The 25,047-nt window shown below is 59.1% G+C and carries 21 protein-coding genes and 1 tRNA gene; 10 read left to right on the forward strand and 12 right to left on the reverse strand.

Annotated features, from left to right (window positions below; translation table 11 throughout):
• The first annotated feature begins 11 nt into the window (after positions 1-11).
• Positions 12-1,292 (forward strand): serine--tRNA ligase, encoded by a 1,281-nt coding sequence (gene serS, locus QRN50_RS11980; protein WP_003317946.1) that lies wholly within the window; start codon positions 12-14, stop codon positions 1,290-1,292.
• Complete coding sequence (gene cysG / locus QRN50_RS11985) at positions 1,293-2,687, forward strand: siroheme synthase CysG (RefSeq protein WP_024652457.1); 1,395 nt, start codon at positions 1,293-1,295, stop codon at positions 2,685-2,687.
• A gap of 50 nt (positions 2,688-2,737) precedes the next feature.
• Here the strand turns inward: cysG and QRN50_RS11990 are convergent, their stop codons facing one another.
• The 6 genes from QRN50_RS11990 to tusD form a co-directional block, all read right to left on the reverse strand.
• Positions 2,738-3,736, reverse strand: coding sequence for a glutathione S-transferase family protein (locus QRN50_RS11990; RefSeq protein WP_024639669.1), 999 nt, complete (start codon positions 3,734-3,736; stop codon positions 2,738-2,740).
• Positions 3,737-3,831: 95 nt separating this feature from the next.
• The gene (locus QRN50_RS11995; protein ID WP_024639668.1) at positions 3,832-4,833 is read right to left on the reverse strand and encodes a glycosyl transferase family protein; all 1,002 of its coding nucleotides are present in this window, start codon (positions 4,831-4,833) and stop codon (positions 3,832-3,834) included.
• The gene (locus tag QRN50_RS12000) at positions 4,830-5,165 is read right to left on the reverse strand and encodes a TusE/DsrC/DsvC family sulfur relay protein (protein ID WP_003317943.1); all 336 of its coding nucleotides are present in this window, start codon (positions 5,163-5,165) and stop codon (positions 4,830-4,832) included. The genes QRN50_RS11995 and QRN50_RS12000 overlap by 4 nt, the downstream gene beginning before the upstream one ends.
• Positions 5,162-5,461 carry a sulfurtransferase complex subunit TusB gene (tusB, locus tag QRN50_RS12005; RefSeq protein WP_096126787.1) on the reverse strand — a complete coding sequence of 100 codons (300 nt, stop codon included), beginning with the start codon at positions 5,459-5,461 and terminating at the stop codon, positions 5,162-5,164. Before tusB ends, QRN50_RS12000 begins: the two co-directional genes overlap by 4 nt.
• Positions 5,461-5,823, reverse strand: a complete 363-nt coding sequence (gene tusC / locus QRN50_RS12010) for a sulfurtransferase complex subunit TusC (RefSeq protein ID WP_003405065.1) — start codon at positions 5,821-5,823, stop codon at positions 5,461-5,463. Before tusC ends, tusB begins: the two co-directional genes overlap by 1 nt.
• A 1-nt stretch (position 5,824) precedes the next feature.
• Positions 5,825-6,217 (reverse strand): sulfurtransferase complex subunit TusD, encoded by a 393-nt coding sequence (gene tusD, locus QRN50_RS12015; RefSeq protein WP_024639665.1) that lies wholly within the window; start codon positions 6,215-6,217, stop codon positions 5,825-5,827.
• Between the two features lie 234 nt (positions 6,218-6,451).
• On the opposite strand from tusD, the gene QRN50_RS12020 reads away from it, so the two are divergent.
• Both QRN50_RS12020 and QRN50_RS12025 read left to right on the forward strand, forming a co-directional pair.
• On the forward strand, positions 6,452-7,753 hold the full coding sequence (locus tag QRN50_RS12020) for an MFS transporter (protein ID WP_011268262.1): 1,302 nt from the start codon (positions 6,452-6,454) through the stop codon (positions 7,751-7,753).
• A gap of 16 nt (positions 7,754-7,769) precedes the next feature.
• On the forward strand, positions 7,770-8,549 hold the full coding sequence (locus tag QRN50_RS12025; RefSeq protein WP_024642106.1) for a substrate-binding domain-containing protein: 780 nt from the start codon (positions 7,770-7,772) through the stop codon (positions 8,547-8,549).
• On the opposite strand, the gene QRN50_RS12030 is transcribed toward QRN50_RS12025, so the two are convergent.
• The 5 genes from QRN50_RS12030 to QRN50_RS12050 all read right to left on the reverse strand — a co-directional run bounded on the left by QRN50_RS12030 (position 8,535) and on the right by QRN50_RS12050 (position 15,819).
• Entirely contained in the window at positions 8,535-9,443 is a 909-nt protein-coding gene (locus QRN50_RS12030) for a LysR family transcriptional regulator (RefSeq protein ID WP_096126786.1), read from the reverse strand. The genes QRN50_RS12025 and QRN50_RS12030 overlap by 15 nt on opposite strands.
• A 74-nt stretch (positions 9,444-9,517) precedes the next feature.
• The gene (locus QRN50_RS12035; RefSeq protein WP_096126785.1) at positions 9,518-11,701 is read right to left on the reverse strand and encodes a DEAD/DEAH box helicase; all 2,184 of its coding nucleotides are present in this window, start codon (positions 11,699-11,701) and stop codon (positions 9,518-9,520) included.
• Positions 11,702-11,744: 43 nt separating this feature from the next.
• Positions 11,745-13,040 carry an ATP-binding protein gene (locus QRN50_RS12040; protein ID WP_096126784.1) on the reverse strand — a complete coding sequence of 432 codons (1,296 nt, stop codon included), beginning with the start codon at positions 13,038-13,040 and terminating at the stop codon, positions 11,745-11,747.
• The gene (locus QRN50_RS12045) at positions 13,037-15,580 is read right to left on the reverse strand and encodes a tellurite resistance TerB family protein (RefSeq protein ID WP_096126783.1); all 2,544 of its coding nucleotides are present in this window, start codon (positions 15,578-15,580) and stop codon (positions 13,037-13,039) included. Before QRN50_RS12045 ends, QRN50_RS12040 begins: the two co-directional genes overlap by 4 nt.
• 151 nt (positions 15,581-15,731) lie before the next feature.
• Positions 15,732-15,819 (reverse strand) — tRNA-Ser (locus QRN50_RS12050).
• Between the two features lie 121 nt (positions 15,820-15,940).
• Here QRN50_RS12050 and QRN50_RS12055 point away from each other — a divergent pair.
• The 6 genes from QRN50_RS12055 (at position 15,941) to QRN50_RS12080 (ending at position 23,529) form a co-directional block, all read left to right on the forward strand.
• A complete protein-coding gene (locus QRN50_RS12055) occupies positions 15,941-16,612 on the forward strand; it encodes a Bax inhibitor-1/YccA family protein (RefSeq protein ID WP_002553978.1) in 672 nt (223 codons plus the stop codon).
• Positions 16,613-17,095: 483 nt separating this feature from the next.
• Positions 17,096-18,526: a serralysin family metalloprotease gene (locus tag QRN50_RS12060; RefSeq protein WP_003405046.1), complete on the forward strand. Its 1,431-nt coding sequence runs from the start codon at positions 17,096-17,098 to the stop codon at positions 18,524-18,526.
• Between the two features lie 56 nt (positions 18,527-18,582).
• Complete coding sequence (locus QRN50_RS12065; protein WP_096104086.1) at positions 18,583-18,966, forward strand: protease inhibitor Inh/omp19 family protein; 384 nt, start codon at positions 18,583-18,585, stop codon at positions 18,964-18,966.
• A gap of 81 nt (positions 18,967-19,047) precedes the next feature.
• A complete protein-coding gene (locus tag QRN50_RS12070) occupies positions 19,048-20,844 on the forward strand; it encodes a type I secretion system permease/ATPase (RefSeq protein ID WP_003405043.1) in 1,797 nt (598 codons plus the stop codon).
• A complete protein-coding gene (locus tag QRN50_RS12075; protein ID WP_003371807.1) occupies positions 20,841-22,178 on the forward strand; it encodes an HlyD family type I secretion periplasmic adaptor subunit in 1,338 nt (445 codons plus the stop codon). The genes QRN50_RS12070 and QRN50_RS12075 overlap by 4 nt, the downstream gene beginning before the upstream one ends.
• Before the next feature lies 1 nt (position 22,179).
• The gene (locus QRN50_RS12080; protein WP_003405041.1) at positions 22,180-23,529 is read left to right on the forward strand and encodes a TolC family outer membrane protein; all 1,350 of its coding nucleotides are present in this window, start codon (positions 22,180-22,182) and stop codon (positions 23,527-23,529) included.
• Here QRN50_RS12080 and solA read toward each other — a convergent pair whose 3' ends face one another.
• Positions 23,530-24,705, reverse strand: a complete 1,176-nt coding sequence (gene solA, locus QRN50_RS12085; protein ID WP_096126782.1) for an N-methyl-L-tryptophan oxidase — start codon at positions 24,703-24,705, stop codon at positions 23,530-23,532.
• Between the last annotated feature and the right edge of the window lie 342 nt (positions 24,706-25,047).

Here is a 25,047-nt window from a genome sequence, read left to right on the forward strand (position 1 = left end):
GAGAGAACGATATGCTCGATTCCAAACTGTTACGTACTCAACTTCAGGACGTAGCGGATCGCTTGGCTTCCCGTGGTTTCACGCTGGATGTGGCGCGCATTGAATCGCTGGAAGCCCAGCGCAAGGTAGTGCAGACCCGCACCGAACAGCTGCAGGCCGAGCGCAATGCCCGTTCCAAATCCATTGGTCAGGCCAAGCAGCGCGGTGAGGACATTGCGCCGTTGATGGCTGATGTCGAGCGCATGGGCAACGAGCTGAGCGAAGGCAAGGTCGAGCTGGACGGCATTCAGGCCGAACTGGATGCGCTGGTGCTGAGCATTCCGAACCTGCCTCACGAGTCCGTGCCGGTCGGTGCCGACGAAGAAGGCAACGTCGAAGTACGTCGCTGGGGTACGCCGACGTCATTCGATTTCGAGGTCAAGGATCACGTTGCGCTGGGCGAGAAGTTCGGCTGGCTGGATTTCGAGACTGCCGCCAAGCTGTCCGGCGCGCGTTTTGCGCTGCTGCGTGGCCCGATCGCACGTCTGCACCGTGCCCTCGCACAATTCATGATCAATCTGCACATCAACGAGCACGGCTACGAAGAGACCTACACGCCCTATCTGGTGCAGGCTCCAGCGTTGCAGGGCACAGGTCAGCTGCCCAAGTTCGAGGAAGACCTGTTCAAGATCTCCCGCGAAGGTGAAGCCGACCTGTACCTGATTCCGACTGCCGAAGTGTCGCTGACCAATATCGTGTCGGGTGAAATCCTCGACGCCAAACAGCTGCCTCTCAAGTTTGTCGCCCATACCCCTTGCTTCCGCAGTGAAGCGGGCGCGTCCGGGCGTGATACCCGCGGCATGATCCGCCAGCACCAGTTCGACAAGGTCGAGATGGTCCAGATCGTTGCGCCTGACGACTCCATGGCCGCGCTCGAGTCGCTGACCGGCAACGCCGAACGCGTCCTGCAACTGCTTGAACTGCCTTATCGCACGCTGGCGCTGTGCACCGGCGATATGGGTTTCAGTGCGGTGAAGACCTACGACCTGGAAGTCTGGATTCCGAGCCAGGACAAATATCGCGAAATCTCTTCCTGCTCCAACTGCGGTGATTTCCAGGCGCGCCGCATGCAGGCTCGCTGGCGCAACCCGGAAACCGGCAAGCCGGAGCTGGTCCACACCCTCAACGGGTCGGGCCTGGCGGTAGGCCGCACACTGGTGGCGGTGCTGGAAAACTATCAGCAGGCGGACGGTTCGATTCGTGTGCCTGAGGTGCTCAAGCCTTACATGGGCGGCCTTGAGGTCATCGGTTAAATGGAATTTCTGCCGCTGTTCCATAACCTGCGTGGCAGCTGGGTGCTGGTGGTTGGCGGCGGTGAAATCGCCCTGCGCAAATCACGTCTGATTGCCGACGCCGGGGCAGTGCTGCGCGTGGTTGCGCCGGAAATCGAGGCACAACTGAGCGAACTGGTTGTCCAGAGCGGCGGTGAGATGATCCTGCGCGGCTACAGCGAGTGCGACCTCGATGGTTGCGTGCTGATCATTGCTGCGACGGACGATGAGCCGCTCAATGCTCAGGTGTCCCGCGATGCCCGCTTGCGTTGCGTTCCGGTCAACGTCGTCGACGCCCCGGCGTTGTGTACGGTGATCTTTCCGGCCATCGTCGACCGATCGCCGCTGGTGATCGCCGTGTCCAGTGGCGGCGATGCGCCGGTGCTGGCACGTTTGATTCGCGCCAAGCTGGAAACCTGGATTCCGTCCTCCTACGGTCAGCTCGCCGGGCTGGCCGCTCGTTTTCGCAATCAGGTCAAAGGCCTGTTTCCGAACGTGCAGCAGCGTCGGGCGTTTTGGGAAGAAGTTTTTCAGGGGGCCATCGCCGATCGCCAACTGGCCGGGCAGGGCGCCGAGGCCGAGCGCATGCTGATCGCCAAGATTGCCGGCGAGCCGCCTCCCGAGACCGGTGAGGTCTATCTGGTCGGTGCGGGTCCCGGTGATCCGGATTTGCTGACTTTTCGGGCCTTGCGCCTGATGCAGCAGGCGGATGTGGTGCTGTACGACCGCTTGGTTGCACCGACGATTCTTGACCTGTGCCGTCGTGATGCCGAGCGGGTCTACGTTGGCAAGCGCCGTGCGGAACATGCCGTTCCGCAGGAGCAGATCAACCAGCAACTGGTTGCGCTGGCAAAGCAGGGCAAGCGAGTGGTGCGTCTGAAGGGCGGTGATCCGTTCATATTCGGCCGTGGCGGCGAGGAAATCGAAGAGCTGGCGGCGCATGGCATTCCGTTCCAGGTGGTGCCTGGCATCACCGCTGCCAGCGGTTGCGCGGCGTATGCGGGTATACCGCTGACGCACCGTGATCACGCGCAATCGGTACGTTTTATCACCGGGCACTTGAAAAACGGCACGACCGATCTGCCTTGGTCAGACCTGGTAGCGCCTGCGCAAACACTGGTGTTTTACATGGGGCTAATCGGTTTGCCAGTCATCTGTGAGCAGTTGATCCGGCACGGTCGCTCTGCCGACACGCCTGCTGCACTGGTCGAGCAGGGCACCACCGTCAATCAGCGTGTGTTCACGGGTACCCTTGCAAACCTGCCGCAACTGGTCGCCGAGCATGATGTTCATGCGCCGACGCTGGTGATCATTGGTGAGGTGGTCAAATTGCGTGAAAAGCTGGCGTGGTTCGAGGGCGCTCAGGCGACTCTCTGATGCCAATGGTGGGTAGCCCGTCCGGGCTATCCACCCCTTCTTCCCATACGTCAGTTGTTCCAGACACCTTCACCGGACAGTCGCTCACGGTCATGATCGGCCTGCAGATCGAGTGCGGGCCCCTTCGGTATGATGCCGGTCGGGTTGATGGTGCGATGGCTCCCGTAGTAATGCCCTTTGATGTGCTCGAAACTCACCGTCTCTGCGATCCCCGGCCACTGATACAGCTCGCGTAGCCAGTTGCTGAGATTGGGGTAGTCCGCGATGCGCCGCAGGTTACATTTGAAGTGGCTGTAATACACCGCATCGAAGCGCACGATGGTGGTGAACAGGCGTATGTCGGCTTCAGTGAGGTGTTTGCCTGTCAGGTAGCGCTTTTCGCCGAGCAGGGTTTCCAGCACATCCAGTTCAGCGAACACATCATCGAACGCCTCCTCATACGCACCCTGCGAGGTGGCGAAACCAGCCCGGTATACGCCGTTGTTGACCTTCGGGTAGATCTGCTCGTTAAGCTCGTCAATGCTCGCGCGTAGCGCTTGCGGGTAGAAATCCAGCGTATTGCCGGTCAACTCGTCGAATGCAGAATTGAACATGCGAATGATTTCCGCAGATTCGTTGCTGACGATGCATTGCTCCTGCTTGTCCCACAGCACCGGAACGGTGACACGGCCGGTGTACCGAGGGTCGTCGGCGGTGTAGCGTTGGTGAAGGAACTGCAGGTCATCCAGTGCATCGCCGCTGGAGCCTTTCTGCTGGTCGAAGGTCCAGCCGTTTTCCAGCATCAGCCAACTGACTACCGAAACATCGATCAGGCTTTCCAGGCCCTTGAGCTTGCGCAAGATAAGCGTGCGGTGTGCCCACGGGCACGCCAGAGACACGTACAGGTGATAGCGGCCCGCCTGCGCAGCAAAACCGCCTGCACCGGACGGTCCCGGCTGTCCATCGGGCGTGACCCAACTGCGTCGCTGAGCATTTTCGCGCTGAAATGCGCCATCTTTGCTGCTTTCGTACCACTGGTCTTGCCAGTGTCCTTCGACCAGAAGGCCCATGTCTGACTCCCATTTCCAGGTGATAGAGCTTGGAGGTCAGTGCGGGTGCATCGGTTCGACTGGATTCGGCCTTTCATTGTCGAAAGGCCGAAGGGTCACAGATTGATGTTGCGGCGATCCCAGAATACCTGCGCCTGGGCGAAGGCCTCGTCACGATCGACGCCCAGGCCGCGCAAGGCGAGCGCCATGGTCGATATCAAGGCCAGTTGCGGGTAACTGTCTTCGATTTCTCCTCGCCACAAGGCCAGCAGTTGCTGCGGGTCGAGCGTTGCCGGTTTTACGTGGCGGCGCGGTGAGAGCGCTGGCCATTCTTCATCCCACGGCTGGCCGCCGGTGGTGCCGTACAGGTGGCTGATGGTGTCGGGGTTGATCTCGATTTCGCCGCCATCACCCTTGACCACGATGGCGTTGTCGCCGAGCAGGCTGCTGGCATCGCGATGCACGCTTTGATAGCCCGGGTGAAAAATGCTTTGCAGGCCGCAACGCGCCTGCAGCGGATTGAGAATCCTCGCCAGCGAGTGAATGGGCGAGCGCAGCCCCAGCGTGTTGCGCAGGTCGATCATGCGCTGCAACTGTGGTGCCCAGTCGGCGAGCGGAATGAACGCCAGCTGTTCTTGCTCGAGCGAGGTCTTGACCGCTGACCAGTTGCGGCACAGAGGAATCTTCAGCAGGTCCAGCAGTTGCTCGGTGTACAGACGCCCTGCGGTATGCGCGCCGCCGCCGTGCAGGAGGATCCTGACGCCGTTTTGCGCCAGGCATTTGGCCGCCAGCAAATACCACGGCAGGTGACGCTTTTTCCCGGCATAGGTTGGCCAGTCGATGTCGACTTGCATGGCAGGAGCGTTGAGACGTTCGCGCACCGCTTCGGTAAACCCTGCCAGTTCCTCGGGACTTTCTTCCTTGTGGCGCAGCAGCATCAGAAAAGCCCCGAGCTGGGTGTCCTCGACTTTCTCATCGAGCAGCATGCCCATGGCTTCCCGTGCTTCCTCGCGAGTCAGGTTGCGCGCGCCACGTTTGCCTTTGCCCAGAATGCGAACGAAGGTCGCAAAGGGATGTTCTTCAGGTGTTTCAGTGACAAGCGCAGCGTAATCATTCATATGCAATTGGTCGGTTTGGGCAGGCCCGCCAGCTTGGCGGCGAGTTTGGCGGGAGTGCCGTTGAACAGGCGGTTGAGGTGCATGCTGTTGCCTTTTTCCGCACCCAGCTTCAGCGCGGTGTATTTGATCAGCGGCCGTGTCGCGGGCGAAAGCTGGAACTCGGCGTAAAAGCCGCGCAGCAATTCGAGGATTTCAAGGTGCTCGGCACTCAGCTCGATGCCTTCCTCGGCGGACAGGGCGTGGGCGACGTCCAGCGACCAGTCGCTGAGGTCTTGTAGAAAACCATCCTTGTCCAGTTCGATGCTGCGCCCGTCAATGTTCAACTGTTTCATAACCAGGTATTGACCTTGTCGAAGCGCAGCGACAGTTCAACGAACGCCGGGTAGTCGATGCTGTTGACTCCGGCAGGGAGAGGCAGATTGCGTGCGCGGAGGTCTTCGTCGAGGGCGAACAACTGCGATGATTCGACCAGAGGCTGAAGGGCTTTGAGCTGCGTGCAGGACGGCATCAGCGCATAGGTGGCATCGCCACAGAGCAGTACGCCATCATCCTTGCCCAGCAAGCGCAGGCAACTGTCCAGCCGGGTGTCGGCAAACGGCGAGTGAGAGAGAACGTGCAAAGTAGCCATCAGATCGTAATCACCTCGTCGTACCGGTCAAAAAGTGCTGACAATTCCGCGCGCGTGGTCAACTGGCTCATCTCTTCGCTCAATGCGCCAAGGGAGATGCCGCGCTCGGCCAGGCTCTGTCCGCAGACGTAAAGGTCTTCGACACCGAACATCGGCAGGGCTTTCAGGTTTGCAGTCAGGTCTTTCTGTTGCAGGGCGTCGGGCGACTGCTGTGGCGACAACTGAAAAACCCCGTCGTCCAGAAACAGCAGGCCCACCGACAGATCGAATGCACCGCCCGCCAGTACGATATCCAGCGCCTCGCGGGCACCGGGGCCGGACCACGGCGACTGGCGGGTGACAACCAACAGTGATCTGGGCATCTCATGGCCCTCCGAAGCAGATCAGGCGATCAGCCGATTGCACGGCATCGTGCAACTGGCCCAGCCCGGACAATTCCCACGGCTCGCGCAGGTTTGCCGCCGGCCGCTGATAACGCTCGGCCTCTTGGGTGTCGAGCACACCGCGACGCAACGCGGCGGCAATGCACACCACGCCGTCCAGATTGTGCTCGACGATGAAGTCACGCCACTGCAGTGCCATATCCTGCTCGTCCTGCGGCGTCACGACATTGGCCGACGCGCTGTGTACACCGTCCTGATAGAAGAACAACCGGACAATTTCATGCCCGCCTGCCAACACCGCCCTGGCGAACTGCAAGGCTCGCCGAGAGGAGGGCGCATGCGCGGCGGAAAAAAGGGAGATGGCGAATTTCATGATCGGCTCTGCCAACAAAACATGCGCAATGATAAAGAATTCAAGGGCAGGCGTGTGAGTTTGGCGCGTGCTGACCCGCAAATGCGGGGTCAGGGCGCAACCGCTTGAGTTTCGATTGATGTCCAACGGGCATCAATCGATGAAAACATAGCACTTATCGTTTCAAAGTGTGTCCGGCAGACTCCTTCCTCACAAGCGCTTACAACACTCTAATAAGATCGCTGGAGAACACTGATGCACGGCTCATCCTCATTACGAAAAGAATCCTCCCGGTCGAAGGCAGGCGCGGTATTTCGGGTCACCTCCGGTAATTTCCTCGAGCAATTCGACTTCTTCCTGTTCGGCTTCTATGCCACCCAGATCGCTTCCGCCTTTTTCCCGGCCAGCAGTGAGTTTGCTTCGCTGATGATGACCTTCGCGGTCTTCGGGGCGGGCTTCCTGATGCGTCCGCTGGGTGCCGTCATTCTCGGTGCCTACATCGATGACGTGGGCCGCCGCAAAGGGCTGATCGTGACGCTGTCGATCATGGCCAGTGGTACGTTGCTGATCGTTCTGGTGCCCGGTTACGCGAGCATCGGCTTGTGGGCACCGGCCCTGGTATTGGTCGGACGCTTGCTGCAAGGCTTCTCTGCCGGTGCGGAATTGGGCGGGGTGTCGGTGTATCTGGCAGAAATGGCGACACCCGGCCGCAAGGGCTTCTACACCAGTTGGCAGTCAGGTAGTCAGCAGGTGGCAATCGTTGTCGCCGCTGCACTGGGTTACGGCCTGAACCAATGGATGGCACCTGCTGCTGTGGCCGATTGGGGCTGGAGAATTCCGTTTGCCATCGGTTGCCTGATCATCCCGTTCATTTTCCTGTTGCGCCGCAGCCTGCAGGAAACCGAAGAGTTCGCTACTCGCTCTCACCGTCCGACCATGCGACAGGTGTTCGCGACGCTGCTGCAAAACTGGCGTGTGGTGATTGCCGGAATGCTGATGGTGGCGATGACCACTACCACCTTTTACCTGATCACCATCTATGCACCGACATTCGGCAAAACCGTACTCAACCTGAGTACTGCCGATGCGCTTCTGGTGACGCTGCTGGTCGGTGTCTCCAACTTTATCTGGCTGCCGGTCGGCGGCATGTTGAGTGACCGTTTCGGGCGCAAGCCACTGTTGGTCGCGATGACCCTGCTGACCATCATCAGTGCGTACCCGGCGCTGTCTTTCCTCGCCCTGGCGCCCAGCTTCGGCCATATGCTGGAAGTGCTGTTGTGGTTCTCGTTCCTCTACGGCTTGTATAACGGCGCGATGATTCCGGCGCTGACCGAAATCATGCCGGTAGAGGTGCGTGTTGCCGGTTTCTCGCTGGCCTACAGCCTGGCGACGGCGGTTTTCGGTGGTTTCACTCCGGCGATCTCGACCTGGTTGATCCACTTGACCGGCGACAAGGCTGCACCTGCTTACTGGATGACATTTGCTGCAGCCTGTGCGCTGGGCGCCACACTGGTGCTCTACCGGCACATCTCGACCCGCCCGCAACTGGCTGTTTAATCAAGGAAAAATCACTATGAAATCGTTATACAAACATCAACTGGCAGCGCTTTTTCTCGGCTGTATCGCGGTCAGTGCGGCGGCGCAGGCTGAACAGCTCAAGGTCATGACCTCCGGCGGCTTTACGGCTGCGTACAAACTGCTCGGACCGCAATACGCGGCATCTTCCGGAGACTCGCTGGACACCATTCTCGGCCCATCGATGGGCAAGGCACCCGAGGCCATCCCGAATCGTCTGGCCCGGGGCGAGCACGCCGATGTGGTGATCATGGTCGGCTATGCGCTGGATGATCTGATCAAGCAAGGCAAGGTAGACCCGGCATCGCGGGTCGAACTGGCTGATTCGCGGATCGGCATGGTGGTGAAGGAGGGCGCGGCCAAGCCTGCGATCGGCAACGACAGTGAGCTTAAAGCCACCCTGCTCAAGGCCAGGTCTGTGGCTTACTCCGACAGCGCCAGTGGCGTGTACATCGAAAAAGAGCTTTTCAAAAAGCTCGGTATCGAGAAGGAACTCGCGCCGAAGGGCAAGATGATCGAGCGCATCCCGGTGGCTTCGGTGGTTGCCAAGGGCGACTACGAAGTGGGCTTTCAACAGGTTGCCGAGCTGCTGCCGATTCCCGGCGTGACGTTCGTGGCGAAGATTCCGGAAGACGTTCAGTCGGTAACCCGTTATGCCGCGGGCATCCCGGTCAATGCCGAGCACCCGAAAGAAGCGAAAGCGTTGCTGGATTACCTGGCCTCCCCGAAAGCCCAGGCCACGGTGCAGTCCACCGGTCTGGATTCAGTTCCCCGCTGAACGTGACGGCATTTTCCTGACCAGTTGCTCCAGCTCGAGGGCTGCCGGTGTCAAGGTCCTGCCACGACGCTTGATCAGCCCTACGTTGCGAATCACCTCGGGCGCAACCAATGGCACGCTCACCAGAAACGGGTGAGCGGTCATCGGCATGGCGATGGAGGGCACCGCAGCCACGCCAAGGCCCGCTTCCACCAGGCCGATCATGGTTGTGACATGACGGGTTTCGCAGATGCTTTCCTTGTGCGGGCGCGAAGGTGCCAGCGCCTGATCCAGCACCAGACGATTACCCGAGGTGATGTCCAGGGCGATGTAGTCGTGGCGGTACATCTCTTCCCAACTGACGCTTTCGCACGTAGCCAGCGGGTGATCCCGCCTGCAGGCCATTACGTAGCGTTCCTGCAGCAGCAGTTCGAAGTCCACTTCCGGCGCCAGATTGCCGCTGAAACTCACCCCGAAATCGGCTTCGCCCAGGGCAACTGCGCTGTTGACCTCGTTGGCGCTGGCATCCATCACCCGGATTCTGATTTTCGGAAACAACCGATGGAAAGCGCTGATGACCTGCGGCATGAAGTAATAGGCGGCTGAAGGCACGCAGGCAATCGTCACGCTGCCCATTCGCGTGGAGCCGACGCCTTCGATGGTCATCAATGCGCTGTCCAGATCGTCCAGAATGCGCTCGACCTGAGGCAGAAATGCGCGGCCGACCGTAGTCAGACTGACCCTGCGGGTGGTGCGCTCGAACAGCTTCACGTTCAGTGCAGACTCGAGCTTTTCTATCCGCCGACTGAGCGGAGGCTGGGTGATCTGCACGGTTTCAGCGGCCTTGCGGAAGCTGCCGTTCTCCACTACGGCACGAAATGCCTGGAGGTCGTTGAGGTCGAAATTGATGGGCATTTGAACGTTGATCTATTGATACAGGATGCGCATCAATATATCAGACGGCGCGGGCTGAGCCGCGAGGCCTGCCGTCAAGTCGTCAATGTCTTGGCAAGCGCAATCGCGTTGGGTATATCCAGCTGGCTGGAGGCAAATGATTTGATCAACAGCGATTTTGGCAGGGCCCAGTCCCACTTTTCCCGGATCAGATTCTTCACATCTTTCAACAGGGGCTCCACATCGGTTGCATCCAGCTCTGCAATCCTGGCCAGTGCTGTCCGCACGCTTTCCTGAGAAGCGCTGATTTCCAGTACCAACCCCGAAGCTGTGCACATGACCCCAGCCTGGTTGAGCAGCAGGCACAGCGCATCATTGGTGTAGTCGCCCGCCCAGGTCAGCAGGTAGCTGCTTGAGGTCGAACCCGTCAGGCGCTGGTCAGCCAGCCCCAGCCGGTGAAAGGTCTGGCGCGCTTCCGCCAGCAGGGCTTGTGCATTGGCATCAAGGAACGGGCAGGGCGTGACCTCCGTCAGTACCGCGCGCATTTCTTCACGCACCCGGTCATGGATCTTGGCGCCCAGCCCGTCGAATACCGGAGGTTCGCCGCCACGTGCGCGTATGACCGCAATGACTTTCTTTTCCAGGTCTACATCCATGACCTGCCAGCGTTTGCCTGCGAAGATGATGCGTTGCCCCAGGGTCAGCGGGCGACTGACAGGAATGGAACCCAACGGCTTGCCATCGCGAAGCAGTCTGAATTCCTCATCGCTGCTGAATGCACTGTAAAACTCATAGTGGTTGACCAGCTTTTCACCGATTTCGCCAGGCAATAGCAGGCCAGAGCTGTCCTGGACGATCAGTTTCTTTTCACCCAGAGCCTTGAGAAGGGCCATGAAGTCGGTTTTATCAATGGCTGCAAATGTTCCGCTCGCGATCAGCTCATTCCACAGCTGCGAAGCATGTGCACCACCTTGCTGCGCAATCGTCGACAGGCATTGCTGAACCAGCGTCGAGGCGTGCAGGCCGTTGGCTCTCGGAGGTTCGAACCACTTCTCTATCAACAATCGAATCATGGCGATCGTCTGCACCAGGTTTTGCCGGAGCTGATCCGAGAGGTCCGAATCAGGTGTCAGGGTGTCTTCCTGGCAATAGGCACGAAGTGTGGCAGGCTCACCTGCGCGACGTCCGGAGCGACCCAGTCGCTGGCGCAGGCTGGCCACTGATGGCGGAGGTCCGATCTGCGCAACTGCTTTGATGTTGCCGATATCGATCCCAAGCTCGAGGGTCGTGGTGCAGACGGCCGAGGCGGGCGGGCTACCCGCTTTCAGTGCTCGCTCCGTATCTTCACGCAAGTCTCGGGACAAGCTTCCGTGGTGAGGCAGGAACTCATTCGGCAAACCGTCGTTTTCGCACAAGTGCCGCAGCCTGTCGGCGTACCATTCAACCTTGTCGCGGCTGTTGGGAAAGATCAGGTTGTTACTGCCACGCAGCACCTTGTACATATGCGCGGCTATGGCGTGTCTGGTCCCGGAGACATCCTCTTCCTGCTCTTCATCCTGATCGGCGTTGTCGTCGTCTTTTGTCACGACCATCTGCAGGTTTGCCGCCAGTTTGTTCATCGGCAGCATGGTGTAACCGCGTACCTGAACCTGAAGGTCCTGGCCCGAGGCTCGAGAAATGATTTCGTCCATGCGTCGGCCTTGCCCCGGACGCAGGAACTCGCGGGCGAGTGCCATCTCGCCCAGGGTCGCAGACAGGCCTACGCGTGGCAGCTTTTTGCCGACAACCGTTTCTACGCGGTGCATCAGGGACTGCAATTGTTTACCGCGCTCGCTGCCGATGAACGCGTGTAATTCGTCGATGACGATATAGCGAAGGGGCTGAAAGAGCCCCGCAAGCGCCGAGCCCCGGTTCACGAACAGGGCTTCCAGCGATTCTGGGGTTATGAGCAGGATCCCTCTGGGCGATTTCAGAAAGCGGTGCTTCCTGCTTGCCGAAACGTCCCCGTGCCAGCCGACCACCGGGATTTCCAGGCGCTCGCAAAGACGTGTCAGCCTGTCCCACTGATCATTGATCAAGGCCTTGAGCGGGCTGATATAGAGGACAGCGCCTGGCGCATCGGTGTTGCTGAGCAAATGGGTCAGAATGGGCAGAAACGCCGCCTCGGTCTTGCCCGCTGCAGTGGAGGCCGCAATGATGACGTCGCGATCAGCGTCGATCAGCGCAGGTATGGCACATTCCTGAGCATCCCTGAGCGATGTCCAGCCTTGCGACCACACCCATTGTTGTACATCGGGGTGAAGCCGTTCGAATGCGGATGAGTCAGAGCTTGAAGCTTGTGAGTTCATCATCGGCCTCTACAGTGAAATCACTTTTGCCGCCGTCATCCCTGGCAATGTCAATGGCGCCCAAAAGGTTTCTCCAGTCGGCCTCAGGGTTTTGCTCAAGAACCGCCAGCAGGTTGATGAACGCGGTGATGGTGGTGCGTGGCGTTCGAAAGTAAGCTTCGCCCATACGCTGACCGCAGTGCTCGATGAAGGCCGGGATGGCCTCTTCCGGAAGCAGGTAGTGTTCCGCGTCGCCGTAGGCATAAACGTTACGCAGGTTCAGCAGGAGGACATAGAAGTCCTCCGGGGTCAGGCTGGTCAGCCGAATGACAGGGCCGGAAAGGTCGACGTAGCCAGCCTTGGCAAAGGTGTTTTCTGCCAGGCGTGACTGTAAAGCCGGGTAGCTGTAGAGGCCGCGGCGAGTGTCCATCAGGAATTCCGGCGTGCCGCCCAGAACGAAGCCCAGTCCGTCAGTCGACCCTTGCAGTGAGTCATTGAGGATGCGCAGGATCTGTTCGTAGTTCGCATTGCGAGCCTGCGTGTTGGCAAGCTTGTAGAGGTTGACCAGTTCGTCCAGGCACACCATAAGCCCGCCGAAGCCTGCCAGGCGCACAAATCGGGAAAGCAGTTTGAGCTGATCGTACACGGACGCGTCGTCAACGATGCTTCTGACCCCGAGGGCCGCTCGTGCGTCCGTCCTGGTGGTGAATTCCCCCCGAAGCCAGCGTATTGCATCGGCTTTGAGCTGTTCGTTGCCTTCGTTAAAGCCACGGCAGTAAGCCGCTATGACTTCGGCAAAGTCATAGCCGTTGACCATTTCGGTAAGCTCGGCGAGGTTCTGGCGTATGACGGTCTCGCTGTCTACGCCTTTACTGCTCGCGTGGGTTCTGGCCTGGGAAATAAACTTTTCGACGATACCCTGAAGCGCGCCACCGTCCGGCTTGGTACGTGTAGACATGTTCTTGGCAAGCTCGGCGTACAGGGTGCGCGCCTGACCACCTGAAGCGTGCAGGCGTCGATCGGGGTTCAGATCAGCGTGCATCGTCACCAGCTTGCGTTCCATCGCAATGCCTCTGACCAGATTGAGGAAGAACGTCTTGCCCGCGCCATACTCGCCGACCACGATACGAAAGGCAGAACCACCTTCGGCCAGCCTGTCTACATCCTTGATAAGAGCTGCCAGCTCACCCGCTCGTCCGACCTGAATCAAGTGCTGCCCGACACGAGGAACGACACCTGCGCGCAGTGATTGAATGACCGCATCGCGATCCTTGGCTCGTATCTTGTTCATAGGGCAAGCTCGCTTAAAATATCCGGGTTGATTTCGATAGGGTCATCGCCCTCGGAAACCGGCATGTCGAACAACTCGAATGCCATATCGTTGATTTGCTCCAGCGCACCGTCGAGCATCAACGCCATACCTGCCGTCGCGACTTCCAGCTCTCGTCGACTCCATTGGTTGCGCGAGACCAGCAGGCGCAGAAACGCAGAGTGCCCCGCATCGAGTCCATGGAGATGGGTGCCAGTGCCTGGGGTGTCTTGTGAAGCATCGTCTTCGGCTATCTGCGTGTCGTCCTGCTGCTCGTCCTCTTGATCGTCACGAAAAACATCAGCCAGCAGCGCCGAAGCCTCTGCCGTTTCGCGTCGCAACCGGGCAACCCTGTCCATGTCCAGCACGATCCCGGAGCCTTGCTTCTTGTCGGGGCCTGTTGCTGTAGCGGCTGACAGCGCTGTCGAGACCTGTCCTGTATGCGAACCGGCCGCAGCATCATGGAGGTTGCTGTAAAGAGCGTGTGGATTGAGTTGAAGTGCCCTGTAGATCCGCTCAAGCAATCTGACTTTCTCAGGCGTAACCGCTCCGTCAGCGTGGGCAAGGTGAGTCAGGCAACCGACGATGGTCTGCTTTTCTTCCTGATTCAGCGAACCCAGCTTCTTTTTCAGGCTTGCCAGGTTGGGCGGCTGCTGCAGTTGCATCGACAGATACGCCTTGAGACGTGTTCGATGCGCGACACGCAGATGCTCCCATGAGTCGATATGCCGTTCGAGCAGTGCAACTGCATGCTGACTCGTGCCGCCATCAACCGCTGCCACGCTGCTGGCGAGATCCAGAGTGACGACAGCCGCGTTGTAGTCCGCTGTCACCCGCGACATGCCAGGATCGGGCCCGGTCGCGAACAGAACGATGCTGTCCTCAGGTTTGGGCGCACGATTGCCCGCCAGCACATCCGGTTCCATTCCTATGTGCATGTCTTCAAGTACTTTTATCAGCGCGATGATCTGGTTGCGTGCCTGGGCACCGTCAGACTTGAAACGTATCGCCAGCTGATCAAGCGTCATCAACTTCGTGGCAGGGCCGACCTCCGATTGAAGCTGTCGCAGTTCATGCCTGGCGTATTCGGGCCATAGCGACACCGGCAGCAATAGCAGCGCCTCCAATGACTCATGCTTAGCGAGATCATCGGCATTGCGGCCCATGTACCGACTGAATGGTGCGAGCACTGAAGCACAGCCCTGCACGAGGACCTGGATTTTCTTGCGGGTGGCGGACGTAATGCTGACGTCTGGCAGATCACCCACCGGTATTTCCGGTACATCGAGGTAGGCGGACGATGGGCGATAGGCGACCCATAGTCGGGTCTTGTTCCTCAGCAGCTTCAGGCCGTCGGGAAACTGCTCTTCATATTCGGCTCTGAACAGGCGCTGAAACAGATCTGCGCATCTGCCAACAGGTTTGCCACGCGAGATATTCGGATCCGTCAGCGCCCAGGATAAGGCCCAGGATGCGTTCAACGGGTATTTGTCGATGGCCATCTGGCCCAGCGCCACTCGCAGCACGATGGGCATTTCATAGCGGTCGGCCGACTCCATTGGTGGCTCGCGCAAATACATCTGCCCTGAAATGACAGGCATGTTCAGGTATTCGAGAAGCCGCGAAGCCTGGTTATAAAACGAAAGATCCCGATGATAAACAGTCCGCAAACGCTCGATTTCCTCTTTTATCGCGGGAATCTCTTTTCGTGCATCGGGATCAGAAAGGCTGTCGATCAGTAAACGCCGTTCAAGGCCGTGGAAAAACATGAACAGGTAACCACTGCTTGCCTCAGGATCACAACGTCCCCCCGCCAGCCACTGCAGATAGCCCCTGCGCGCGGCAGGTTCAAGATCTTTGTAGGTCGACCAATAGTAGGCCACCCCCGCAACGGGAGGCGTGTCGGAACCGGCCACCGGCAAGGCTGCGTCTATGAAAGAAGGTTCGGATAGTCTGAATTCGGGGTTCTGCGTGCCCGTGTAGATCATGCCGCCGGGCAAGGTGATATCGGCCACGGTGAGCGGCTCCCCTGGACGCAGCCATCTGGCTTTCGCCGGGCGATCAGGTGCCTTGGGGATGCTGAAAGAGTGGGTGCCGGGTGAGTCCTGCCGGATGGTAAAGAACTCGGATTCACGCTCTGGATGGCGCATCTGCGGGGTGAAGGGCGAGGGTGCCTGTTCCGACGGCGTGTCCGCCCGGGGTTGCGTACCGCCAACCAGGTTGGGAGACGGTCTGCTGAAGCGCGCATAGCGCCCTATGGCCAGGTCGGCGTGGTGCCCATCGGAAACCGTGGTATGGATAGGGTCGGCTAACGGCTGAGTGCCGCCCGCGAGATTGTCTGACGCTCTACTGAAGCGGGCATATCGGCCGATCGCGAGGCGTTCGAGCTCTTCATCGATACGGTCTATTCCCAAGGTGGCTGGCGCTGAATCGTGACCATCAGCCTTGATAGCGTGCCGAATCTCATCCGCATGGGGTTGCGTGCCTCCAACAGGATGGACAAGCGTTCGGCTGGGGGCCATTAGGGTCTTCCATGGTTCATCGGCTGGCAAACTGGCAGTATCCACATTTTGTCAGCGTGGGCCAAGTATGGGCTGATGAGCTTGCGGAGGCATTGGCCAAACCCCAGAAACGACAAAGCCCTGAATAATCAGGGCTTTGCGCTGCCAAATATGGCGGAGGCATAGAGATTCGAACTCTAGGACCTGTTACAGTCGGCAGTTTTCAAGACTGCTGCCTTAAACCACTCGGCCATACCTCCACTTCGTTGCGGGCGCCATAATACCGGAATGAAACAAGCTGTCAAACTCTGTGACTAGCCAGTTGCAGCGCCTCTGTTATGATCTTTGCAACTCAACATTTCAACAGCAAGGAGTTTCGCCATGCGCGAACAGGATTACAGCCTTAAAACCGGCATGCAGGCCGACCAGCTCGAGGTTAGTCGTGTCCTGCGCAATACTTACGGTCTTCTCGCCCTGACACTGGCTTTCAGTGGTGTCATGGCCTTCGTCGCTCAGCAGATGCGCGTCGGCTACCCGAACATTTTCGTGGTGCTGATCGGCTTCTACGGTCTGTTCTTCCTGACCAACAAGCTGCGTGATTCGGTCTGGGGTCTGGTGTCGACCTTCGCCCTGACAGGTTTCATGGGGTTCCTGCTGGGCCCGATCCTCAACCGTTACCTGGGCATGGCCGGGGGGGCTGAAGTGGTCAGCTCCGCCTTCGCGATGACGGCTCTGGTATTCGGCGGTCTCTCGGCCTATGTACTGATCACTCGCAAGGACATGAGCTTCCTGGGTGGTTTCATTACCGCAGGTTTCTTTGTCCTGCTGGGTGCAGTAGTGGCCAGCATGTTCTTCCAGATCAGCGGTCTGCAACTGGCTATCAGCGCGGGCTTCGTGCTGTTCTCGTCGGTCTGCATTCTGTTCCAGACCAGCGCGATCATTCAGGGTGGCGAGCGTAACTACATCATGGCGACGGTCAGCCTGTATGTATCGATCTATAACCTGTTCATCAGCCTGCTGCAGATCTTCGGCATCATGAGCCGCGACGACTGATTTACCTGGCCTGAACATTCAGGCCACTGCGCTTCAACAAAAGCCCCGACTCGTCGGGGCTTTTTGCGTTTCTGTGTCGGGGAAAAGTGTCAGCTTTGGCCAATGGCAAGGCTGGCGAAATGCTGTTCATAGCGGCTGAGTGGGGCGCGTCATTACCCAAGGCATTCGTGGTCAGTCGAAGCCATAAAATTCCTGACCTATCAGTCATATTTATCAAGCTTGTTACAGTCTGTTCAAGCGCTTATCGACGATCTCATCATCACAAAAAATAATATCAGGCGATTCTCCAATGCCTGTAGGCGCTTGCCCATTTGAGGCCACTTGACATCATCGAACAGCGCTGGACACAAGATTTCAAGATGTGTCAGTTTTGTTACGCAACACGATTTCACGCTTCACCAGGCGAGTGACCGGACTCTCTCGCTACAGGGGAGAGTCTTGTCGTACCTGACCTGTCAATCAATCAGCAAACAAGGAAGTGTCATGACGAAAGTCAAAGAAAATGCTGCAATCCAACTTTCCGCTGCTACCAGCACCTCTTTCGACCAGATCAATGCGTTCGCGCACCAGTATGACCGTGGCGGCAACCTCACGATCAATGGCAAGCCCTCGTATTCAGTCGATCAGGCCGCTGATTATATTCTTCGCGACGACGCCTCCTGGACGGATCGCGATGGCAACGGCACCATCAACCTCACTTACACGTTCCTGACGGCCAAACCTGCCGGGTTCGACAATTCGCTGGGGACTTTCAGTGCGTTCAACGCGCAGCAGAAAGCACAGGCAGTATTGTCGATGCAATCCTGGGCAGACGTTGCCAAGGTCAGCTTCACCCAGGCAGCTTCCGGCGGCGACGGGCATATGACCTTCGGCAACTACAGCAACGGCAGTGCAGGCGGGGCAGCTTTTGCCTACCTGCCCAGCGGCAACAGCCGTACTGACGGCCAGTCCTGGTACCTTGTCGATAACAGCTACAAGGTCAACACCACCCCGGACAATGGCAATTACGGTCGTCAGACCCTGACCCATGAAATCGGCCACACCCTTGGCCTGTCTCACCCAGGTGACTACAACGCGGGCGAGGGCAATCCGAGCTACAAGGACGCCACTTACGCAGAAGATACCCGTGGCTACAGCGTCATGAGCTACTGGAGTGAGTCCAACACCGACCAGAACTTCGTCAAGGGCGGTGCTCCGTCGTACTCTTCGGCACCGTTGCTGGATGACATCACTGCCGTTCAGCAGCTCTATGGCGCGAACATGAGCACCCGTGCCGGTGATACGGTCTATGGGTTCAACTCCACTGCCGGGCGCGATTTCTACAGCGCCACCTCCGCCTCGTCCAAGGTGGTGTTCTCGGTGTGGGATGGCGGGGGCAAGGATACCCTCGACTTCTCAGGCTTCACCCAGAACCAGAAGATCAACCTCAATGCCGCCTCGTTCTCGGATGTCGGTGGCATGGTGGGCAACGTTTCGATCGCCAAGGGTGTGGTGGTTGAAAACGCGCTGGGCGGTTCGGGCAATGACCTGTTGATCGGCAATGCTGCCGCCAACGACCTCAAGGGTGGTGCCGGCAACGACATCATCTACGGTGGTGGCGGCGCCGACAGCCTGACCGGTGGTGCAGGTGCCGACATCTTCGTGTTTGGCGCCAGCTCTGATTCCAACCGTGCAGGCCAGGATACGATTCGTGATTTCGTCAGCGGTCAGGACAAGATCGACGTGTCGGCCATTTCCACGCTGAGCGCGCTGCAGTTCGTCAACGCGTTCAGCGGCCACGCTGGCGAGGCGATCCTCAACTATAACCAGAGCAGCAATCTGGGCAGTCTGGCGATCGACTTCACCGGTCAGGGCATTGGCGATTTTCTGGTCGGTACTGTAGGTCAAGCATTGGCTACTGATATCGTGGTTTAATCTGTAACAATCATGGACGACCCTGCGGTTGTCCATGATCTGAAAAGTACCCCGCCATGAAGATCACTCACGTTTTTCGAATCGTGCCAGCAGCCTTTGGGCTGCTGGTGGGTATTTCTGGAGCAAGCCTGGCCATGAGTTTGAAACTGCCCAATCCTGATGAACTCAGCGGCAAGTGGCGACTTTCTCTTCAGGGAAAGACGAACGAAGTCTGTGAGCTGCATCTCAATACCGAAGTACCGCAACTGACGGGCGATCTCGCCTGCGCAGTGAAGTGGTTGCATGAAGCACCCACTGGCTGGTTTCCGACTCCGGATGGCCTGGCGTTCACCGACAAGGAAGGCAATCGCCTGATTCACCTCAATAACATGGGGGAGCAGATCTATCAGGCGCGTCTGCCCGGCGGTGAAGTGCTGGTCCTTGGACGGCTCGCCGATTAAGCGTTTCACGGACCTACGCGAGTTGTTTGTCAAAACCCAGGGATGTCACTCCGTCACAAGCAAGACCATCAAGGAACAACCATGAGTGCGTTGCCCCAAAGCGCCCGGCCGCCGCTTTATAAAGCGCTGGCTGACTACAAGAGCGCGTTGATCGGTGTCGGTTGTTTTACCGCGCTGATCAACGTGCTGATGCTCGCCCCATCGATTTACATGCTGCAAGTCTATGACCGCGTACTGACCTCACAGAACCAGACCACCCTGGCCATGCTGACGCTGATGGTGGTCGGGTTCTTTGCGTTTATCGGCCTGCTGGAGATGGTCCGCAGCTTTGTGGTGATCCGCATCGGCAGTGAGCTGGAAAAGCGTTTCAATCTGCGCGTCTATCAGGCTGCGTTCGAGAGCAACCTGCACGCCGGACAGCGTCAGGCTGGACAGGCGCTGGGTGACTTGACTTTCATCCGCCAGTTTCTCACCGGGCCGGCGTTGTTCGCGTTCTTCGACGCCCCGTGGTTCCCCATCTACCTGGCGGTGATCTTCCTTTTTGACCCCTGGCTTGGCGTGCTCGCCAGCGTAGGCACGGTGTTGCTGGTCGGACTGGCGTGTCTCAACGAATGGCTGACCCGCAAACCGCTGGCCGAAGCCAGCGGCTACTCGCAGCAGTCTGCGCAATTGGCGACCCGGCACCTGCAGCAGGCCGAGGCGATCCAGGCGATGGGCATGCTTGAGGTCTTGCGGCGTCGCTGGTTCCATGTGCATGGGCGCTTTCTGGCCCTGCAAAACCGGGCCAGTGATACGGGAGCGGTGATCAGTTCGATCAGCAAGGCCCTGCGTCTGTGCCTGCAGTCGCTGGTGCTGGGCTTGGGCGCACTGCTGGTGATAAATGGAGACATGACTGCTGGCATGATGATCGCCGGTTCGATCCTCATGGGTCGGGTTCTGAGCCCTATCGACCAACTGATCGCCGTCTGGAAGCAATGGAGTTCTGCACGCCTGGCTTATGGGCGCCTCGACCAGTTACTCAAGACCTACGCCGAGCCCGCGCCGCGCATGCCGCTGCCGGCACCGCGTGGTCAGATCAGTGCGGAACAGGTCAGCGCTGCGCCTCCTGGCAAAACGTCGCCGACGATTCAGCAAGTGAGCTTTCAGTTGCAGGCCGGTGAAGTGCTCGGCGTGCTGGGCGCATCCGGCTCCGGCAAATCGACCCTGGCACGCGTGCTGGTCGGTGTCTGGCCGGCGCTGGGCGGAACGGTACGTCTGGACGGGGCCGACATGCATCGCTGGGACCGAGAGGCGCTGGGTCCCTATATTGGTTATCTGCCGCAGGATATCGAGCTGTTCGGTGGCAGCGTGGCGGAAAACATCGCGCGCTTTCGCGAGGGTGACGCGAGCGCCGTGGTCGCTGCCGCGCAACTGGCGGGCGTACACGAACTGATTCTGCGCCTGCCGCAAGGCTACGACACGCGGCTGGGCGATGATGGCGCAGGCTTGTCCGGTGGTCAGAAACAGCGCGTCGCGCTGGCCCGTGCGCTGTATGGCGATCCGCGACTGGTGGTGCTCGATGAGCCCAATTCCAATCTGGATGCCGCGGGTGAAGCGGCGCTGACTCAGGCGATTGCTGAACTCAAGACCCGCGGCTGCACTGTCGTGCTCGTCACCCACCGTACGCAGTCGTTGAACCAGACCGATCGTCTGCTGGTGCTGAGCGAAGGTCGCATGCAGGCATTCGGCGCCACGGCTCAGGTGCTGCAGGCCTTGTCGGGACAGCCATCGTCCACACAAGCACCGCAAGCGCAGCCTCAATCGCAATCCCGCCCGGCACCTGCCGGGCTTTCCATGAGCCGTCAGTACGGCACGCAGAACAGGCAGTCCGACGTATGAACAGCCCTATCGACACTCATTACGCCGTGCCGGGCAAGGAGCGCGGCGTGCAGTTCTTTGTTCGCGCCGGCTGGATTCTCATGTTGGCGGGAGCGGGCAGTTTCTTTCTGTGGGCCAGTCTTGCTCCTCTGGATCAGGGCATTGCCGTGCAGGGGACGGTGGTTGTTTCTGGCAAGCGCAAGGCTGTGCAGTCGCTGGATGGCGGCGTGGTCAGCAAAATTCTGGTCAGTGAAGGCCAATTGGTGAAAGAGGGCGAACCACTGTTTCGCCTTGATCAGACTCAGGTCGAAGCTGACGTGCAATCGCTGCGAGCCCAGTATCGAATGGCCTGGGCCAGCCTGGCGCGTTGGCAGAGCGAGCGCGACAACCTTGACGAGGTGCGCTTCCCCGCAGAACTGATTGCCGCCGGGCAGGGGCAAGACCCCGACCCTCGGCTGGCGCTGGTGCTTGAAGGGCAGCGCCAGTTGTTCAGCAGCCGGCGCCAGGCGCTGGCGCGCGAGCAATCCGGCTTGCAGGCGAGCATTGAGGGTGCCGGACTGCAACTTGCCGGTATGCGCCGTGCCCGCTCGGACCTGCTGGCTCAGGCTGACTCGTTACGCAAGCAGCTGAGTAACCTGGAGCCCTTGGCGCAGAACGGGTTCATTCCCGGCAATCGCCTGCTGGAGTTCCAGCGTCAGCTTTCTCAGGTGCAACAGAGCCTGGCGCAAAACGCAGGCGAAACCGGACGTATAGAGCAAGGTATCGTCGAATCGCGGTTACGCCTTCAGCAGCAGCGCGAGGAGTACCAGAAAGAGGTGCGCAGCCAATGGGCCGATGCCCAGGTCAAGGCGCTTACCCTTGAGCAGCAACTGGCCTCGGCCGGTTTCAGTCTGCAACACAGCGCCATCCTTGCGCCGGCTGATGGCATCGCCGTCAATCTGGGCGTGCACACCGAAGGCGCGGTGGTGCGTGCCGGCGAAACCCTGCTGGAAATCGTTCCGCAAGGCACACGGCTTGAAGTTGAAGGGCGGCTGCCAGTGCAACTGATCGACAAGGTCGCCAGCCATTTGCCGGTCGACATTCTGTTTACCGCGTTCAATCAAAGCCGCACGCCGCGTGTTTCCGGTGAGGTGAGCCTGATTTCCGCCGACCAGATGCAGGATGAAAAAACCGGCCAGCCGTATTACGTGCTGCGAACTTCGGTGGGCGACGCGGCGCTGGAAAAACTCAACGGGCTGGTGATCAAACCCGGCATGCCCGCTGAAATGTTCGTGCGCACGGGTGAGCGCTCGCTGCTCAATTATCTGTTCAAACCTTTGCTGGACCGTGCCGGCTCCGCGTTGACGGAGGAATAGGATGTCTCGTCATCCCTTTAAAGCCGCTCTGCTGACGGCCATCCTGCTGGGTACTGCACCTTTGAGCCAGGCCATGGGCCCGTTTCAGGTCTATGAATTGGCGCTTCGCAATGATCCGGTTTATCTGGGCGCACTCAAGGAGCGCGACGCGGGCCTGGAGAACCGGGTGATTGGTCGTGCCGGCTTGTTGCCTCGCGTGTCATACAGCTACAACAAGGGGCGCAACGATTCCAAGGCGACCCTCAAAGGCAGCGCTCAAGACACCACCGACCATCGCCACTACAACAGCTTTGGATCGAGCCTGACGGTTCAGCAGCCCTTGATCGATTACGAGGCGTACGCCAATTACCGCAAGGGGCTGGCTCAGGCGCTGTTTGCCGACGAGACCTTTCGCAGCAAGAGCCAGGAATTGCTGGTGCGGGTGTTGACCCTGTACACCCAGGCACTTTTCGCCCAGGACCAGATCAATATCGCGCGTGCCAAGCAGCAGGCGTTCGAGCGCCAGTTCGCGCAGAACCGGCAGATGTTCGAGCGGGGAGAAGGCACGCGCACCGATATTCTCGAAGCCGAATCGCGCAACGAACTGGCGATTGCCGAGCAGATCGAAGCCAGCGATGAGCAGGATGCGGCCTTGCGCGAGCTGGCGGCGTTGTTGGGCGAACCGAGTATCGATGTTGCGCAGCTGGAGCCATTGAGGGACAGCTTTCAAGCGTTGGTACTGGCACCGTCCAGTTTTACCGAGTGGCATGCGCTGGCCATGGCCAACAGCCCGATCCTGGCCTCGCAACGTCAGTCCCTGGAAGTGGCGCGATACGAGGTGGAACGCAACCGCGCAGGGCATCTGCCGACGGTGAACGCCTACGCAAGTATCCGCCAGAACGAATCGGACAGCGGCAACACCTACAATCAGCGTTACGACACCAACACGATAGGCATCGAGCTCAGTCTTCCACTGTATGCCGGAGGTGGCACCAGTGCCTCGGTGCGCCAGGCCAACAGCAAGCGCGAGCAGGCTGAATATGAGCTGGAGGGCAAGACCCGGGAAACACTGATCGAACTGCGTCGCCAGTTCAACGCCTGTGCGTCAGGGGTGAACAAGTTGCGCGCCTATCAGAAAGCGCTGATCTCGGCGCAGGCGCTGGTCGAGTCGACGCGCCAGAGCATTCTGGGTGGCGAGCGCATCAGCCTGGATGCCCTCAACGCCGAGCAGCAGCTCTACAGTACCCGTCGCGATCTGGCAAAAGCCCGTTACGACTATTTGATGGCCTGGATCAAACTGCATTACTACGCCGGCACCTTGCGCGACACCGATCTGGCGCGCATCGACGAGGCGTTCGTGGTGGCGCGCTGATCAAGCCTGCCTGGCGAAGCGTTGCAATGAAAAGGCCGAGAGATCCACATCGCTCTCGCCATCAATACAACGTTGCGCCAGCGCCAGTCCAAGCCCGGCCGAATGCTTGAAACCGTGGCCGGAACAGGCCGAGACCACCGTCATGTTTTTCAAGTGCGGGTGTTCATCGATGATGAAGTGGCAGTCCGGCGTGACGGTGTAGGCGCATACCGAGGACTTGACCACCTTTGGTGTCAGTCCCGCAATCCTGCCCTGCACCTGGGTGCGGAACATTTCCTGTTCTTCCCACGCGGTAATGGTGCGGTCCAACCGGTCAGCCGCTGACGTATCGAGGTACTGCTCGGTAGCGACCTTCATGCTGTTTTCACCGGGCAGCGGCGGGAAGCCGTAATTGACATCGGCTTCGCCCGGCCCATGACTCAGGATGAAGCTTGGCGACGGCGCAGCAAAGACAGCTTCGTGCTGCAACTCGAACCAGAACAGCTTTTGCCGGCACACCCGCAGCAGGTCGCTGAACGGTGCGCCGAGCAACCCGGACGACCACATACCCGCGCTGACTACGACCTTGTTGGCGATGATCGAGCCCTTGTCGGTAGTGATTCGTACCTGATCGCCATGCGCCTGTAAGTGCGTGACCGTTTCGTGGGTCAGCAGACGCGCGCCGTGTTGCCTTGCCAGCTTGAGTTGTACGGCGATGCAGCGCTCGGGCCGAACGAATCCGCCTTCGGGTTCGAAATAGCCGATGGCGCTGTCCAGCACAGGAGAGAACTGAGGGAAACGCTCGCGAATCGCTGCAGCCGCCAATACCTCGTGCTTCACCCCATGAGTGCGGGCCAGGGCGATGGTCTGATGGGTGAAGTCGTTGACGTCCTCGGGATCGTAGGCCGGGCTGGAGGTCATCACCAGCACACCGCATTGTTCGAACAGCGACTCGCCGCTCAATGCTTCAAGTTCGCGCCAGATGTGCTGTGAGCTGCGTACCAGTGGCAGGTATTGCGGACCTTCACCGGCCGAGAGTCGCGTGATGCGTGTATCGCCGTGACTGGAGCCCTGTGTGTGCGGGGGATCGTAGCGGTCGATACCAATCACATCGACTCCGGCCTTTGCCAGCTGATAGGCAGTGGCAGCACCCATGGCACCCAGGCCGAGTACGGCCACGTTACAACGCTGTTGCATAGGGGAGCCTCGATAAATCATCTATCTCACTATGGACAGTCTGTCGAATCAACCGCCAAACGTGCATAAGGTTATGTCAGGCGGCCTCGTTGGCCATCACAGATGCCATCACACCAGCATTGCAGACCCCCGTCAAAATTTACGCTTGCACTGCTCAGGGTTTTTAAGGTCCGAAATCGATGAAAAGTTGTCCACGGAAATCGTGGGTATGTCTGTGGGTAACTTTTTGAAACCCTTGTTACACGTGGCTTACAGCTGTGTGGTTAATTTATGAACAGCCCCTGTTTTGCACTTCTATGGTGCTGTCATCCGGGTACAAAACAGGTCCGCTATAAGCGACTT

This window comes from Pseudomonas sp. MEJ108 (assembly GCF_030208985.1).
Lineage (GTDB): Bacteria > Pseudomonadota > Gammaproteobacteria > Pseudomonadales > Pseudomonadaceae > Aquipseudomonas > Aquipseudomonas fragariae.

Coding starts and splice junctions, on each gene's coding strand:
- tusC (WP_003405065.1), bottom strand. CDS start 5,823: ATGCCCAGATCACTGTTGGTTGTCACCCGCCAGTCGCCGTGGTCCGGC.
- QRN50_RS12080 (WP_003405041.1), top strand. CDS start 22,180: ATGTCTCGTCATCCCTTTAAAGCCGCTCTGCTGACGGCCATCCTGCTG.
- tusD (WP_024639665.1), bottom strand. CDS start 6,217: ATGAAATTCGCCATCTCCCTTTTTTCCGCCGCGCATGCGCCCTCCTCT.
- QRN50_RS12030 (WP_096126786.1), bottom strand. CDS start 9,443: ATGCCCATCAATTTCGACCTCAACGACCTCCAGGCATTTCGTGCCGTA.
- cysG (WP_024652457.1), top strand. CDS start 1,293: ATGGAATTTCTGCCGCTGTTCCATAACCTGCGTGGCAGCTGGGTGCTG.
- QRN50_RS11995 (WP_024639668.1), bottom strand. CDS start 4,833: ATGAATGATTACGCTGCGCTTGTCACTGAAACACCTGAAGAACATCCC.
- QRN50_RS12070 (WP_003405043.1), top strand. CDS start 19,048: ATGAGTGCGTTGCCCCAAAGCGCCCGGCCGCCGCTTTATAAAGCGCTG.
- QRN50_RS12040 (WP_096126784.1), bottom strand. CDS start 13,040: ATGAACAAGATACGAGCCAAGGATCGCGATGCGGTCATTCAATCACTG.
- QRN50_RS12000 (WP_003317943.1), bottom strand. CDS start 5,165: ATGAAACAGTTGAACATTGACGGGCGCAGCATCGAACTGGACAAGGAT.
- QRN50_RS12020 (WP_011268262.1), top strand. CDS start 6,452: ATGCACGGCTCATCCTCATTACGAAAAGAATCCTCCCGGTCGAAGGCA.
- QRN50_RS11990 (WP_024639669.1), bottom strand. CDS start 3,736: ATGGGCCTTCTGGTCGAAGGACACTGGCAAGACCAGTGGTACGAAAGC.
- QRN50_RS12025 (WP_024642106.1), top strand. CDS start 7,770: ATGAAATCGTTATACAAACATCAACTGGCAGCGCTTTTTCTCGGCTGT.
- tusB (WP_096126787.1), bottom strand. CDS start 5,461: ATGGCTACTTTGCACGTTCTCTCTCACTCGCCGTTTGCCGACACCCGG.
- QRN50_RS12060 (WP_003405046.1), top strand. CDS start 17,096: ATGACGAAAGTCAAAGAAAATGCTGCAATCCAACTTTCCGCTGCTACC.
- QRN50_RS12065 (WP_096104086.1), top strand. CDS start 18,583: ATGAAGATCACTCACGTTTTTCGAATCGTGCCAGCAGCCTTTGGGCTG.
- QRN50_RS12045 (WP_096126783.1), bottom strand. CDS start 15,580: ATGGCCCCCAGCCGAACGCTTGTCCATCCTGTTGGAGGCACGCAACCC.
- solA (WP_096126782.1), bottom strand. CDS start 24,705: ATGCAACAGCGTTGTAACGTGGCCGTACTCGGCCTGGGTGCCATGGGT.
- serS (WP_003317946.1), top strand. CDS start 12: ATGCTCGATTCCAAACTGTTACGTACTCAACTTCAGGACGTAGCGGAT.
- QRN50_RS12075 (WP_003371807.1), top strand. CDS start 20,841: ATGAACAGCCCTATCGACACTCATTACGCCGTGCCGGGCAAGGAGCGC.
- QRN50_RS12055 (WP_002553978.1), top strand. CDS start 15,941: ATGCGCGAACAGGATTACAGCCTTAAAACCGGCATGCAGGCCGACCAG.